Origin of the sequence: Bariatricus sp. HCP28S3_A4, assembly GCF_052066395.1 — a bacterium.
Classification (GTDB): domain Bacteria; phylum Bacillota; class Clostridia; order Lachnospirales; family Lachnospiraceae; genus Allocoprococcus.
Map to the genome: position 1 here is coordinate 45,318 of NZ_JBQHSE010000005.1, position 14,298 is coordinate 59,615.

The 14,298-nt window shown below is 42.8% G+C and carries 19 protein-coding genes; 16 read left to right on the forward strand and 3 right to left on the reverse strand.

The window, feature by feature from the left end:
- Positions 1-2 precede the first annotated feature (2 nt).
- The 12 genes from ACTNBF_RS04065 (at position 3) to rsfS (ending at position 7,903) form a co-directional block, all read left to right on the forward strand.
- A complete protein-coding gene (locus ACTNBF_RS04065) occupies positions 3-1,193 on the forward strand; it encodes a ribonuclease E/G (RefSeq protein ID WP_427820323.1) in 1,191 nt (396 codons plus the stop codon).
- On the forward strand, positions 1,186-1,668 hold the full coding sequence (gene ybaK, locus ACTNBF_RS04070) for a Cys-tRNA(Pro) deacylase (RefSeq protein WP_427805700.1): 483 nt from the start codon (positions 1,186-1,188) through the stop codon (positions 1,666-1,668). Before ACTNBF_RS04065 ends, ybaK begins: the two co-directional genes overlap by 8 nt.
- A gap of 22 nt (positions 1,669-1,690) precedes the next feature.
- Positions 1,691-3,010: an aspartate kinase gene (locus ACTNBF_RS04075; protein ID WP_441088807.1), complete on the forward strand. Its 1,320-nt coding sequence runs from the start codon at positions 1,691-1,693 to the stop codon at positions 3,008-3,010.
- Between the two features lie 71 nt (positions 3,011-3,081).
- A complete protein-coding gene (locus ACTNBF_RS04080; protein WP_427805702.1) occupies positions 3,082-3,519 on the forward strand; it encodes a CBS domain-containing protein in 438 nt (145 codons plus the stop codon).
- Between the two features lie 138 nt (positions 3,520-3,657).
- Positions 3,658-3,966 (forward strand): 50S ribosomal protein L21, encoded by a 309-nt coding sequence (rplU, locus tag ACTNBF_RS04085; RefSeq protein WP_427805703.1) that lies wholly within the window; start codon positions 3,658-3,660, stop codon positions 3,964-3,966.
- A 12-nt stretch (positions 3,967-3,978) separates the two neighbouring features.
- Positions 3,979-4,311, forward strand: coding sequence for a ribosomal-processing cysteine protease Prp (locus tag ACTNBF_RS04090; RefSeq protein WP_427805704.1), 333 nt, complete (start codon positions 3,979-3,981; stop codon positions 4,309-4,311).
- 3 nt (positions 4,312-4,314) lie between these two features.
- Positions 4,315-4,599: a 50S ribosomal protein L27 gene (rpmA, locus tag ACTNBF_RS04095; protein WP_008975781.1), complete on the forward strand. Its 285-nt coding sequence runs from the start codon at positions 4,315-4,317 to the stop codon at positions 4,597-4,599.
- Between the two features lie 67 nt (positions 4,600-4,666).
- Entirely contained in the window at positions 4,667-5,950 is a 1,284-nt protein-coding gene (gene obgE, locus ACTNBF_RS04100; RefSeq protein WP_427805705.1) for a GTPase ObgE, read from the forward strand.
- 33 nt (positions 5,951-5,983) lie between these two features.
- Positions 5,984-6,274 carry a ribosome assembly RNA-binding protein YhbY gene (gene yhbY, locus ACTNBF_RS04105; RefSeq protein ID WP_441088808.1) on the forward strand — a complete coding sequence of 97 codons (291 nt, stop codon included), beginning with the start codon at positions 5,984-5,986 and terminating at the stop codon, positions 6,272-6,274.
- Positions 6,275-6,316: 42 nt separating this feature from the next.
- A complete protein-coding gene (gene nadD, locus ACTNBF_RS04110; RefSeq protein WP_427805707.1) occupies positions 6,317-6,958 on the forward strand; it encodes a nicotinate-nucleotide adenylyltransferase in 642 nt (213 codons plus the stop codon).
- Positions 6,930-7,544: a bis(5'-nucleosyl)-tetraphosphatase (symmetrical) YqeK gene (yqeK, locus tag ACTNBF_RS04115; protein WP_427805708.1), complete on the forward strand. Its 615-nt coding sequence runs from the start codon at positions 6,930-6,932 to the stop codon at positions 7,542-7,544. Before nadD ends, yqeK begins: the two co-directional genes overlap by 29 nt.
- Positions 7,544-7,903: a ribosome silencing factor gene (gene rsfS / locus ACTNBF_RS04120; protein WP_427805709.1), complete on the forward strand. Its 360-nt coding sequence runs from the start codon at positions 7,544-7,546 to the stop codon at positions 7,901-7,903. Before yqeK ends, rsfS begins: the two co-directional genes overlap by 1 nt.
- Positions 7,904-7,989: 86 nt before the next feature.
- On the opposite strand, the gene lexA is transcribed toward rsfS, so the two are convergent.
- Entirely contained in the window at positions 7,990-8,607 is a 618-nt protein-coding gene (gene lexA, locus ACTNBF_RS04125; RefSeq protein ID WP_427805710.1) for a transcriptional repressor LexA, read from the reverse strand.
- Between the two features lie 266 nt (positions 8,608-8,873).
- On the opposite strand from lexA, the gene ACTNBF_RS04130 reads away from it, so the two are divergent.
- The 4 genes from ACTNBF_RS04130 (at position 8,874) to ACTNBF_RS04145 (ending at position 12,194) form a co-directional block, all read left to right on the forward strand.
- Positions 8,874-9,296, forward strand: coding sequence for a LysM peptidoglycan-binding domain-containing protein (locus ACTNBF_RS04130; protein WP_427805711.1), 423 nt, complete (start codon positions 8,874-8,876; stop codon positions 9,294-9,296).
- A gap of 145 nt (positions 9,297-9,441) precedes the next feature.
- Positions 9,442-10,416 carry a signal peptide peptidase SppA gene (gene sppA, locus ACTNBF_RS04135; protein ID WP_441028524.1) on the forward strand — a complete coding sequence of 325 codons (975 nt, stop codon included), beginning with the start codon at positions 9,442-9,444 and terminating at the stop codon, positions 10,414-10,416.
- Positions 10,406-11,053 carry an RDD family protein gene (locus ACTNBF_RS04140; protein WP_441024767.1) on the forward strand — a complete coding sequence of 216 codons (648 nt, stop codon included), beginning with the start codon at positions 10,406-10,408 and terminating at the stop codon, positions 11,051-11,053. The genes sppA and ACTNBF_RS04140 overlap by 11 nt, the downstream gene beginning before the upstream one ends.
- Positions 11,054-11,129: 76 nt before the next feature.
- Positions 11,130-12,194: a tyrosine-type recombinase/integrase gene (locus tag ACTNBF_RS04145; RefSeq protein ID WP_441088809.1), complete on the forward strand. Its 1,065-nt coding sequence runs from the start codon at positions 11,130-11,132 to the stop codon at positions 12,192-12,194.
- Between the two features lie 108 nt (positions 12,195-12,302).
- Here the strand turns inward: ACTNBF_RS04145 and pepV are convergent, their stop codons facing one another.
- Both pepV and dtd read right to left on the reverse strand, forming a co-directional pair.
- Positions 12,303-13,667, reverse strand: coding sequence for a dipeptidase PepV (gene pepV / locus ACTNBF_RS04150; RefSeq protein WP_427805715.1), 1,365 nt, complete (start codon positions 13,665-13,667; stop codon positions 12,303-12,305).
- Between the two features lie 49 nt (positions 13,668-13,716).
- Entirely contained in the window at positions 13,717-14,166 is a 450-nt protein-coding gene (dtd, locus tag ACTNBF_RS04155; protein ID WP_427820329.1) for a D-aminoacyl-tRNA deacylase, read from the reverse strand.
- Between the last annotated feature and the right edge of the window lie 132 nt (positions 14,167-14,298).

Consider the following 14,298-nt stretch of genomic DNA (forward strand, 5'->3'; position numbering starts at 1 on the left):
CAATGGAACGAAAATTATTGATAACCGAATGTCGGGGACACATCCTGACCGCACTTCAGGAGGACGGGAAAATTGCAGAATTGCATTACAGTCCCTTACGTGATACAAAAGCATGCAGAATCGGTGAGATCTATATCGGAAAAGTCCGGAAGATTCTTCCGAATATCAACGGTGCATTTATCGAAATAAAAAATGGTGTAGAGTGCTACTATTCACTCGAAGAAAAAGCAGAGCCGTATTTTACGGACAAACATGGCAAAAAGAACCTGAATGTGGGAGATGAGCTTCTGGTTCAGGTGCGCAAAGAGGCAGTCAAGACAAAGCAGCCTACGGTGAGCGGCGATCTGAATTTTGTCGGGAAATATGTAATCCTCAGTTCCGGGAACCGTCAGATCGGCGTTTCCGCAAAGCTTTCCCGGGATCAGAGAGAACGGCTGCTTGCACTTGGTCAATCATTTGCCGACAAGGATTATGGAATGATTTTTCGAACCAATGCCGGCGAGGCACCGGATGACAGGATTCTTTCGGAAATACAGATGCTGGAAGAAGAGTTTCACCGCGTTCTTACATATGGTAAAAACCGTACCTGTTTCAGTTGTGTTTCCCATGTGCCGGATGATTGGCTTTTATCGCTTAAGAATCTTTATCGACAGGGGCTTACGGAAATCCTTGTCGATGCCGTTGCCCAAAATGGACTGCTTTACAATAAGACAGAAGCATTTCTTACGCAGGAACAGCCGGAAGACCTGAAGCTTCTTCGCGCGTATACGGATGCGTCCTATCCACTATGCAAGTGTTACAGTCTCGAGAAAGCGACTGATGACGCGCTTTCGGAAAAAGTATGGATGCCCTCCGGAGCCTATCTGGTGATCCAGCCAACGGAGGCACTTACTGTGATCGATGTGAATTCCGGGAAATGCCTGAAAAAGAAAAAACTATTTGCAGACATCAACCGGGAGGCTGCAAAAGAAGCCGCAAGACAGATCCGGCTTCGCAATCTGTCCGGTATCATTCTCATTGATTTCATCAACATGGACACGGAAGCGGAAAAAAATGAATTATTACACGAACTGCAGATGCTTCTTTCCATGGATCCGAATCCCGGTCATGTAGTGGAAATGACTAAACTGCAGCTCGTTGAGATTACACGAAAAAAAATCAGGAAAACACTGAAGGAGAGTTTATATGGCTAAGAAAGAAATAAAAACGAATGCGATGCGTATTCTGGACCGAATGAAGATTCCATATAAGTTCCAGGCGTATGAGTGTGATGAATTTACAGACGGGATCGAGACGGCGGACAAACTGAATCTTCCCCATGAACAGGTATATAAAACCATCGTCACGACCGGCAAAAGCGGACAGCATTATGTCTTCGTACTTCCAATCGAGAAGGAAATTGACTTTAAAAAAGCGGCCAAAACCGTTGGCGAAAAATCTCTGGAAATGTTACATTTAAAAGAGCTGACACCCCTGACCGGCTATGTCAGAGGCGGATGCACCGCAATCGGTATGAAGAAACAGTTTCCAGTTGTTATAGATGAAACGGCATGTGCTTTTGAGGAAATTTATGTAAGTGCAGGCCGGATCGGTGCACAGCTCACCCTTGCGCCGGAAGGATTAAGAAAAGCGGCAAATGCAAAATTTGCAGATGTCATTCATACATAAGAGGAAAAGGAGGAAACCTTCAATGAAAAAGGTTGTAAAATTCGGTGGAAGCTCATTGGCTGATGCCGCACAATTCAAGAAAGTCGGTCAGATTATTCGTGAGGATGAATCCAGACGATACGTGATCCCTTCTGCACCGGGTAAACGTTTCCCGGAAGATGTGAAGGTCACTGATATGCTTTATAAATGTTACGGTGCTGCGGTGCGTGAGAAAAACTTTACCAAACAGCTGGAAGAAATTCAACAGCGTTATCAGGGAATCATCGATGGCCTCGGGTTGGACCTTTCTCTGGATAAAGAGTTTGAAATTATCCGACAGAACTTCGGTCAGAAAGCAGGAAGAGAGTACGCCGCTTCCCGCGGTGAATACCTGAACGGTATTATTATGGCACACTATCTTGGATTTGAATTTATCGATGCGGCGGAAGTAATCGCCTTTGACGAAAACGGCAGTCTTCTTGTGGATCAAACGAATGACCTTTTGTCCGAACGTCTTTCGCATACTGAAAAAGCTGTTATTCCGGGATTTTATGGTGCAGATCCGAACGGTAATGTAAAAACCTTCAGCCGCGGAGGCTCAGATGTAACCGGCTCCCTTGTTGCAAAAGCGATCCATGCGGATATGTATGAGAACTGGACTGACGTTTCCGGATTCCTGATCGCAGATCCCCGTATCATCAAGAACCCAAAAGGGATTGAGACAATCACCTATAAAGAATTACGAGAGCTTTCCTATATGGGTGCGACCGTACTTCACGAGGATGCGATCTTCCCGGTACGAAAGGAGGGTATTCCGATCAATATCCGTAATACCAATGCACCGGAAGAAAAGGGGACGCTGATTGTAGAGGGCACCTGCCGCAAACCGAAATACACGATTACCGGTATAGCCGGAAAACGTGGTTTTGCTTCCATAACGATTGAAAAAGCAATGATGAACTCGGAAGTGGGATTCGGAAGAAAAGTCCTGGAGGTATTTGAAAACGAGGGAATCTCATTTGAACACATGCCTTCCGGAATTGATACCATGACGATTTTTGTTCAGCAGGATGAATTCGAAGAACATGAGCAGCGTGTCATTTCCGGAATCCACCGTGCAGTAGAGCCGGATGATGTTGAACTGGAATCCGATCTTGCGCTGATCGCAGTTGTTGGAAGAGGAATGAAACAGACCAGAGGAACAGCCGGGCGTATTTTCTCTGCACTGGCTCACGCACACGTAAATGTGAAAATGATCGACCAGGGTTCCAGTGAGCTGAATATCATTATTGGCGTGAGAGAGCATGACTTTGAAGCAGCTATTCAGGCAATTTATGATATTTTTGTTAACACTCAAATCTAAATCTACAATTTTCTTGTAAAATATGCTATTCTTATCTCAGATAATATTTCTGGATAAGAAAGGATTTACAAATGAATATATTATTTTTTTTGAAACCAAAAGCAGAGCTTGCATTCGTCTATGATTATCATACACTCAGACAGGTAATGGAGATCATGGAATACCACAAATATTCGTCCATACCGATGATCAATCGGGACGGAAAATACATAGGCACCATTACAGAAGGAGATCTTCTCTGGGGAACGAAGTCCTTGAAACTTATGAATATCAAGGAAGCGGAGACCATCGCTATTACAAAGATTCATCGCAGACTTGACTACCGTCCTGTTCGGGCAGACTCGGATATGGAAGATCTGATCGAGCGTGCCATGGAACAGAACTTTGTTCCTGTTGTTGATGATCAGGATAATTTCATCGGTATCATAACCCGGAAGGATATCATCGGTTTCTGTTATGATAAATTAAAGGCATGCAGGATTGCTCTTTCTGAAAAAGCAGAACAGTAAATTTAATATTTTTTCTAAAAAACACTTGACTTTGTGCGGCATACTGGTATATAATTTACCAGTATGCCGCACAACGAGGTTAAAGCCCTGATTTTTCAGGCACCGTAGTTGGCGAGTAATGATAATAGGAGGTGCCATATGTACGCAATTATAGCAACAGGTGGTAAACAGTACAAAGTAGCCGAAGGCGATATCATTAAAGTAGAAAAGCTTGGTGTGGAAGCCGGACAGACTTATACATTTGACCAGGTTCTTGCAGTAAGCGGTGATGAGATGAAAGTCGGAACACCAGTCGTAGAAGGAGCAACAGTAGAAGCATCCGTAATCGGCGATGGAAAGGCTAAAAAGGTAATCGTTTACAAGTATAAGAGAAAATCAGGTTACCACAAGAAAAATGGTCACAGACAGCAGTACACAGCAGTTAAGATCGAAAAGATCAATGCTTAATTCTTATCTGTCATGATCAAAACAACAATTTATAAAAACAAGAGAAATGAATGCGTTGGTTTTAAGACATTCGACCATGCAGGGGCCGGAGACAGCGGACAGGATATCGTCTGTGCAGCCGTTTCCATGCTCGTAATCAATACCATGAATTCCATCGAAAGGTTTACGGATGCCCAGACATCCCAGGTTTCGGATGATACGAAGGGCATCATCGAATACAGACTGCTGAGCCGTCCGACGGAAGAGACAGAATTACTTCTGAATTCCATGATTCTTGGTCTTCAAAGCCTGGAAGATGACTCTGATTATACCACGTATATTGATTTAATATTTGAGGAGGTGTAAACCATGATGAAATTAAACCTTCAGTTTTTTGCTCATAAAAAGGGAGTTGGTTCTACAAAGAACGGACGTGACTCTGAGTCCAAGAGACTTGGTGCCAAAAGAGCAGACGGACAATTTGTAAAAGCCGGAAATATTCTTTACAGACAGCGCGGGACAAAGATTCACCCGGGTGTGAACGTTGGACGCGGTGGAGACGATACATTATTTGCATTAGTTGATGGTGTGGTTCGTTTCGAAAGAAAAGGAAGAGATAAGAAGCAGGTTTCTATCTATCCGGTAGCTGAATAAGCAGATTTTACATGAGGCTTCAAACTTTTGGGTTTGAGGCCTTGTTTTGAATTGGAAAGGAGTATTTATGTTTGCAGACAGAGCTAAAATATATATCCGGTCGGGAAAAGGCGGAGACGGACATGCCAGCTTTCGACGGGAATTATATGTTCCGAACGGCGGTCCCGACGGCGGCGATGGCGGACGCGGCGGGGACGTAATCTTTGAAGTAGACAAAGGATTAAACACCCTTGCAGACTTCCGTCACAAAAGAAAATTTACAGCTCAGGACGGAGAACCGGGCGGCAAGAGACGCTGCCATGGAAAAGATGCGAAAGACATCGTTTTAAAAGTACCTGAAGGGACGATCATTCGCGAAGCTGAGACCAATAAGATCATTGCGGATATGTCTGGCGATAACACACGCCAGATCGTACTGAAGGGCGGCAAGGGCGGTCTTGGAAATATGCATTTTGCCACCGCCACAATGCAGGTTCCCAAATATGCGCAGCCGGGAAAACCGGCACAGGAGCTTTGGGTGAATCTGGAACTGAAAGTCATCGCAGATGTAGGACTGGTCGGATTTCCGAATGTCGGAAAATCAACCTTTCTTTCCCGCGTGACAAATGCACAGCCTAAGATCGCCAATTATCATTTTACAACGCTGACTCCGAATCTTGGTGTTGTGGATCTGGAAGGCGCAAAGGGATTCGTAATCGCCGATATTCCAGGTCTGATCGAAGGTGCATCCGAGGGTGTTGGACTTGGACATGAGTTTCTCCGCCATGTAGAGCGTACCAAGCTGATGATTCATGTCGTGGATGCCGCGGGAACCGAAGGACGTGACCCGGTGGATGATATTTATAAGATCAATGCGGAATTGAAAGCATATAATGAAGAAATTGCCTCCCGCCCACAGGTAATTGCAGCGAACAAGATCGATCTGATCTATTCGGAAGATGAAGATCCTATAGAACGTCTTCGCAGCGAATTCGAGCCACAGGGAATCAAAGTATTCCCTATCTCCGGTGTAACCGGCGAGGGCTTAAGCGACCTTTTGTATTATGTGAGCAGCGAACTCCAGAATATGGACGAGAAACCCATCGTATTTGAACAGGAATACTTCCCGGAGGAAGAGCTGATTCATATCGATCTTCCATATACTGTCGAAATAATTGATGATATGTACGTTGTTGAAGGTCCAAAAATAGAGAAGATGCTGGGTTATACAAATCTGGATTCTGAAAAGGGATTTGCATTCTTCCAGAAATTCCTGAAAGAAGCCGGCATCCTTGAAAAGCTGGAAGAAGCCGGTATCCAGGAAGGTGACACGGTTAAAATGTACGGGCTTCAGTTTGAATATTATCGTTAAATTTCGTTGACTTTATTAAGAAAGGGGATTACTATGACATCTAAGCAAAGAGCATATTTAAAAAGTCTTGCCATGACAATGGATCCGATTCTTCAGATCGGGAAATCCAGTGTAACGCCGGAAGTGACTGCATCTGTGGCAGAAGCACTGAAAGCTCGTGAACTGATCAAAATTCATGTACTGCAGAACTGTGCAGATGATGTTCGTCAGCTCGCCGAGATTCTTGCAGAACGTACCCATTCTCAGGTAGTTCAGGTAATTGGCAAAAAAATCGTATTGTATAAAGAAGGCAAGGACGAAAAAAAGAAGATCGTTCTTCCTTAATTGTATGTTTATAAAATGATGAATGCAATGGAGAAATAAAGTATGAAGATAGGGATAATGGGTGGGACTTTTGATCCGATTCATAATGGTCATCTAATGCTGGGAGAGTACGCATATCGTGATTATGAGCTGGATGAAGTATGGTTTCTTCCGAACGGGAACCCGCCTCACAAAAATAATCCGGCAATTTTAAAAAGCACAGATGATCGTGTAAAAATGACAGAACTTGCAATTGCAAATGTGCCGTATTTCCGCATCAGCACCTATGAAACTGACCGGACGGAACCTTCCTATTCCTATCAGACAATGGAGCATTTCCGTAGTGTTTACCCACAACATGAATTCTATTTTATTTTAGGCGCGGATTCTCTGTTCGACATTGAAAAATGGAGGAATCCAGATCAGTTTCTGAAGCTTGCAACCATACTTGCTGCTTACCGTGATGATGCGGATAACAGCCGGAAATTGAATGGAAAGATTGAATATCTGAATCGAAAATACGGAGCCGATATTCGTCTTCTCCGAACTCCATTACTGCATGTTTCCTCCCATGAAATCAGAGAAGCAATAAGAAATGGTAATATGAAAAATATTCCTGTTCCGAAAGCAGTACTGAATTATATAGAGGATCAACATTTATACCAGGGTGATGAATATGACAGAAACATTAATGAAAATGCGTAAAAAACTTAAAGGAGATTTGGATAAAGAGCGTTATGAACACACGATCGGCGTGATGCATACAGCTGGATGTCTTGCAATGCGTTATGGATGTGATTTAGACCAGGCACTCACGGCAGGTTTATTACATGACTGTGCCAAATGCATTCCAAATGAAAAAAAGATTGAAATGTGCAAAAAATATCACTTGCAGATTTCCGCTGCCGAACTTGCGAATCCCGGACTTCTTCATGCAAAACTCGGTGCATATGTCGCATGGAAAAAATTTCAGATTGAAGATGAGGAAATTCTGCGCGCAATTGCTTCGCACACAACAGGTCGTCCCGCTATGAGCCTGTTGGATAAAATCATATACATTGCAGATTTCATTGAGCCCGGACGTACAGAAGCACCGAATCTGCCGGCAGTAAGAAAACTGGCTTTTTGTGATATAGACGCATGCCTTTACAGAATATTGGAAGATTCTCTCTCATATCTGGAGAATAAAGGTGTAACCGTAGACCCTATGACTGAAAAGACTTTTTTATATTACAGAGATTTAAATAAAGGTGAATCTTCTGATGATTCGCCGGAAAGGATGGAAAACTGATGCAACAGAAAGATATATCCAGAAATATGGCGAAAATTGCCTGTAATGCGATTTCAGATAAAAAAGGAGAGGATATCCGTGTAATCGACATCTCACAGATATCCGTGCTCGCTGATTACTTCATTATTTCAAATGGTTCCAATGAAAGCCAGGTCCGTGCAATCGTTGATAACGTAGAAGAACAGATGTATAAAGCAGGGTATCAGATCAGGCAGAGAGAAGGATATGGGAGCGGAGGATGGGTTCTTCTTGACTTCGGCGATATTATCGTCCATGTCTTTGATAAAGAAAACCGTCTGTTCTATGATCTGGAACGAATCTGGCGTGACGGAAAGCAGATCAGTGTAGATGATCTATAGACAATAAACATATATCATATATATAGAAAAGAGCTGGCTCCCGGCGGAATAAAGCCCGGATCCAGCTCTTTTTCAAACATTTCTTATTATTTCATAAACCGCATAACGGCAATTACTTTTCCAAGGATCTCAACATCCTTTAAGATAAATGGCTCCATATTATCATTCTCCGGCTGGAGACGAATCACACCTTCTTCTCTGTAAAATGTCTTGACCGTAGCACCGTCATCTACTAAGGCTACAACCATATCTCCGTTAGAAGCAGTGTTCTTTTTCTCGACAACAACATAATCACCGCTCAGGATTCCTGCATTGATCATACTTTCCCCGCGAACCTCCAGCATGAACACCTCATTATTCGGCATACGTTCGACCGGAAGCGGGAAGTAGTCCTCAATATTCTCCTGTGCAAGAAGCGGCTCCCCTGCAGCCACACGTCCCAGAATCGGCACCTGTACCATCTCACGTCTGGTAAGATTGAAATTCTCATCCAGTATCTCAATTGCTCTCGGTTTTGTAGGATCTCGCCGAATATAACCGTTCTTCTCAAGGGTTTCGAGATGAGAATGAACGGAAGAAGTGGACTTTAGTCCCACTGCATCACAAATTTCACGGACTGAAGGCGGAAAACCGCGTACAAGTATCTGCGATTTGATATATTCCAAAATCTCCTCCTGTTTCTTCGTTATTCTACCATTACCCATATGTAAACCTCCTTAAATCCGTCACTCATTTGTAAGTTCAAGTACGCCTCAGCAATCCGCCGGAGGCTTTGTCTTCTTACATGATAAATAAATAATAACATATTCTCCGCCAAAAAGCAAACAAATGTTTTGAGAAAATATGTTCGATTAATTATTGACAAACATTTGTTCATGCGATATATTATTTACAGAACTTCTGTTCGGAACGTATTTTCGTATCAATAGACAAATAATGGAGTATAAGATTAGATCAGGGGGAATTTCAGATGAGCAGATATCAGGAAAAGCAGAATAGCGGAGCAGAAAGAAAAAAAGTCACCAACAGCCATAAGAAAGTTGCAGTCTCAAGAGGCAGAAGATCAAGGAACAGTGCCGGACGGTTCATGGTTGGAGTCATTGCCGTTTTGCTAATACTGGCATGCAGTTTTTCGTTCGGAAGCTTCTTTTCCAGTGCGCATGATGTGCAGGCGGAGACGGGTTCGGATCTGAAGTATTTCAAAAGTGTCCGGATTGAAAAAGGAGATACCCTCTGGACCATCGCTCAGACCTACTGCACAAGGGAAGAGGATTCCATCTATGATTATATGAATGAATTGGCACAGATCAATGGAATTGATTCTGCTTCCATGGATTATCTGCGGGAAGGAGATTATCTTACAATCGTATACTATGAAGCAAATCCGCTTTAATTTATAGACAAAAGATTGACAAGCTGCCATAATCAATCCTATACTGTTATGTATACAAATTTCGTTGGTTTAATATAGAAAAATACATGTATTATTTTATATCATGCATTGATTCAGATTTATCGAAGCAAAGGAGAAATTCATCATGAAGAAAAAACAAATCATAGCACTGGCAGTGGCAGCCGCTTTGTTCATCGTGACAGGTGCTGCAAGCGTTCTTACTCATGCGGCGGCAGGTCAGTTATTCGACAATTCTATAACAGATATGATTTTTAACACAGAAGACATGGGGTATGATTTCCCTGCCGAATCATTTATTGCTGTTGTTCGTGTTGAGGGGACAATTGAAGAACAGACAGAGACAAGTGCATTTGAAGCGTCTCAATCCTACCAGCATCTTACCACACTGGATTACATTGATGAACTGATGTATGATCCGGATAATGCCGGCATCATGCTTTACGTAGATTCCCCGGGAGGAACTGCATATGAGTCCTCCGAACTACACGACAAATTAAAGGAGTATTCCGATACAACAGGACGTCCTATATGGGCTTATATGGCTCATATGGCGGCTTCTGGCGGTTATATGGCATCAGTGGCCGCTGATTATATTGCAGCCAACCAGGAGACGATGACAGGCTCTATCGGAGTAATCATATCAACATATGACATGACCGGACTTTATGAGAAACTCGGGATCCGTTATATCAGTATCACGAGTGGTCCAATGAAAGACAGCACAAAGATGACCGATGAGCAGATTCAGATGTATCAGTCCATCGTTGACGAATCCTATAACAGTTTTGTCGATAAAGTTGCTGAGGGACGTAACATGGCCCGTGAGGATGTTCTCACTCTTGCTGACGGAAGAATCTATTCAGCTGCTCAAGCTCTCGATAACGGCCTGATTGACGCAATAGATACCTATGACAATACACTAGACCGGATGATGGAAGAAATGGATTGTGAGATGATTTACGAGCTTCCAGAAGAATCTGATATGTTAGCAGGACTTTTTGCAAGAATCGAATCTCTAATACCGAAATCAGAAGCACAGACACTCAATGAGATAGCAGCGGAGAAAGAAAGTGGGGTATTGATGTATTATGCAGAATAAAAATACCGATTTCTCTGGAACAGATCAGGAATATGTCTACGCTGGTTTCTGGGTACGCTTTGCAGCATTTACGCTGGACAGCCTGATTCTTTTTGCCGGAACTTTGATTATCAAATTATTATTTTCTTTGATTTCATTGCTTACCGGCACATCTATATTTGATACGGAAATATTGTTTTCGTATACATTAAAGGACATCATAGTTTATGGATGCCATGCCATATACTTTGTACTTTTGACCTATTATACCGGAGCAACTCTTGGAAAAAAAGCTTTCAATTTAAAAGTAATTCCTTGTCGTTCTTTAAAAGACGAAAATAATGTTGATGATAATAATACAAATGAACAGCTTACACTGATCAATGTGGTTTACCGTGAAACAATCGGCAGATATCTTTCCGGAATCATTCTATATATTGGTTATCTACTTGCCGGATTAGATCAGGAAAAACGAGCTTTACATGATATTCTCTGTGATACACGTGTGATCTATACTAAAAAAGTAAAAATCTATCCTGAATATCAGCCACCGATTATGCCTGACCCCGGTTACAACATATCAAGTCAACAACCACTTGTAAATACAAGTGAATATGATAATTTTGATTATGATATTAATAACAGACCACACGAGTAGGGTGTGGTTTTGCGGGATCAATCTATACGACAAATACCGATTTTTCCAAAAGATTAAGATAAGGAGGAACCTATTTATGGCATCAGAGCCAAAAACATACCAGGATCAGCTCTATATAGATAATACTTTGCGTCTGCGTGAAATATTGCAGACAATGCCAGAATTTGCAAAGGATTATTTCCGTACTGTAGAGCCAACAACATCACCTAAAACAAGGATTTCCTATGCTTATGATATCCGTGTTTTCTTTCAGTTTCTTCTGGACGAGAATCCGGCTTTTAAGAATTATAGTATGAAGGATTTTACACTTAGTGATCTGGATCGACTTACACCGATGGATATCGAGGAATACCAGGAATATCTGAAGGTTTATCGTCCCAAAGACGGGCGACGCATCACGAACGCTGAGAAAGGCCTTTCACGCAAAATGTCGGCGCTCAGAAGCTTCTACGGATATTATTTTAAACGGCAAATGATCAGTAATAATCCGACTTTATTAGTCGATATGCCTAAACTCCATGAGAAGGCAATCATTCGTCTGGATACAGATGAAGTTGCTTCCCTTCTGGATTATGTGGAATCCTGCGGCGTGAAGCTGACCGGCCAGGCCCGTGTTTATTATGAAAAGACAAAGGAGCGTGATCTTGCCATTCTTACCTTATTGTTAGGTACCGGAATACGTGTTTCGGAATGTGTTGGTCTTGATCTGGGCGATGTGGATTTTAAGAATAATGGAATCACAGTAACCAGAAAAGGCGGAAACCAGATGGTGATTTATTTTGGCGAGGAAGTGGAAAAAGCCCTGCGTACTTATATGGAATCCAGCAGGAAAGCCGTGAATCCTCTGCCAGGACACGAAAATGCCCTCTTCCTCTCCACTCAGCGGAAAAGGATGGGTGTACAGTCTGTGGAGAATATGGTCAAAAAGTATGCCCGTCAGGTAACACCGAATAAGAAGATTACCCCTCACAAGCTCAGAAGCACCTATGGAACCGCTTTATACAAAGAAACAGGCGATATTTATCTGGTTGCTGATGTACTTGGCCATAAGGATGTAAATACGACGAAAAAGCATTATGCGGCCATTGACGAAGACCGGCGCCGAAGTGCTGCTGACATCGTGAAGCTCAGGGAGCCGTAATGTTGTATTACACAAAAAATTCTTCCCAAATTACGTGAAAAAAAACAGCACCACTCCTGTTTCCAGGAATGATGCTGTTTTTTTTCACGAAAGTCCCAAAATCAATGATTATTTCTTAGCCAGTTCATACATTGCAGCTGCTGTAACCTGTGCTGCACGGATCAGCTGCTCAACGGCAACTCTTTCGTTCGGCTGATGGATCACATCCGGTTCTCCCGGGAATACTGGTCCAAAGGCAACCATATTCGGAAATTCTTTCGCGTAGGTACCGCCTCCGATGGCGATCGGTTCTCTTTTATCTCCTGTTTGTGCCTCGTAAACTTTCACCAGTTTTGAAACAAGCTCTGAGTCCTTCGGAACATATAATAATTTATTGTTTGTTTTTTTCAGAACATCAAAGTTGTAACTGTTGATCCGATTGATTACTTTATCGTCGATCACTTCGGCATCTCCGTTTTTCGGATAACGGATATCCAAAGTAAAGGACATTTCTTCCCCATCATATTTTACAACACCAAGATTGACTGTCGTTTCACCGGTTTCCTCATCCTGATACAGAATATCGAGTGATTTTCCATTTGTTTCATTTCCGATTTCTTCTAAAATAAAATTAACAAGCTGCTGGAAATCACCTCCAAAGTCATTTTCTTTGACTGCATTCAATAATTTTACTACAGCATTAACACCAAGTTCAGGTGTACTTCCATGTGCACTGAAACCGGTAGCTTCCACGATCGTCTTTCCGTTTTCTTCTGTGACAGTAATTCCTTCCTCAGGCGTAACTTTCAGCGGACCATTTACAATCAGCTTGCATACCGGCGGAACAACGTTTGCGGCAACTCCGCCGCCAAAATATTCAACATCAATCTCGCCTTTGTTGTAAATCTTCGTTCCTGCAAGGAAATTGGACGTGCCTTTTTCACAGAAAATTGCTGGGAACTGCGCATCCGGCGTGAAACCGATCGTTGGCATTTCATAACCATTTTCTACATAGTATTTCACGCAGGAAGAACCACATTCTTCGTCAGAGCCAAATAACACACGGATTCTGCGGTCAATTGGAAGATTCAAATCACGAATTGCTTTCAGCGCATAGACAGCCATGATGACCGGTCCTTTATCATCCAGACATCCTCTGCCCCAGAGAACGCCGTCATGGATCTCTGCACCAAATGCCGGATGAGTCCATCCGTCTCCGGCAGGTACGACATCCACATGTCCGAGGATACCAACCATCTCTTCGCCTTCCCCATACTCAATCCATCCGACTCTGTTATCAGCCTGTCCTGTACGAAATCCCAATTTTTCACCGAGCGCCAGCACATCATCAAGGGCAGCCTTCGGTCCTTCTCCATAAGGAGCACCGGGAGCTGATTCTCCTCTCACACTCTCAATTCTCATATTCTGCTGGATAGACGCAATCATATCGTCCTTTAATTCCAGTACTTTCGCATTCAATGTTTCATAACTCATTGCAATATCCCTCTCTTTCATTCTTTCTTATTTTACCACATTTCTTATTTTACGCAAGCTGGGCTGAATCCAGAATTATTGTAAACGGTCCATCATTTACGAGGCTTACTTTCATATCCGCTCCAAACTGTCCTCTTTCAACGACGGGAACTACTTTTTTACATTCTTCTATGATATATTCATACATCTCATTCGCTTTATCCGGAGCGCCCGCCTCGATAAAGCTTGGACGATTTCCCTTCCGGCAGTTTGCGTACAATGTAAACTGCGAAATAAGAAGCATCTGTCCGCCCACATCTGCCAGAGACAGATTCGTCTTCCCGTTCTCGTCCTCGAAAATACGAAGTCCGGTCATCTTCTTAACCATCTTATCCGCGATTTCTCTGGTATCATCTTCACCGACTCCGATCAGAACCATGAAGCCTTTGCCGATCTCGCCGATGATCTCACCATCCACTTTTACATTCGCTTCCGTCACTCTTTGAATTACGAATTTCATCTTGCTATCCTCTCATTATTTGTACTTGGCTGACTTTTAGAACTTCAGTCTATAGCTATCTTAACACGCCCGACTTGTTCAGGCAATCCTTCTTTCAAAAGAATTTCCCAAAGAATTTAGCACGCATTTATA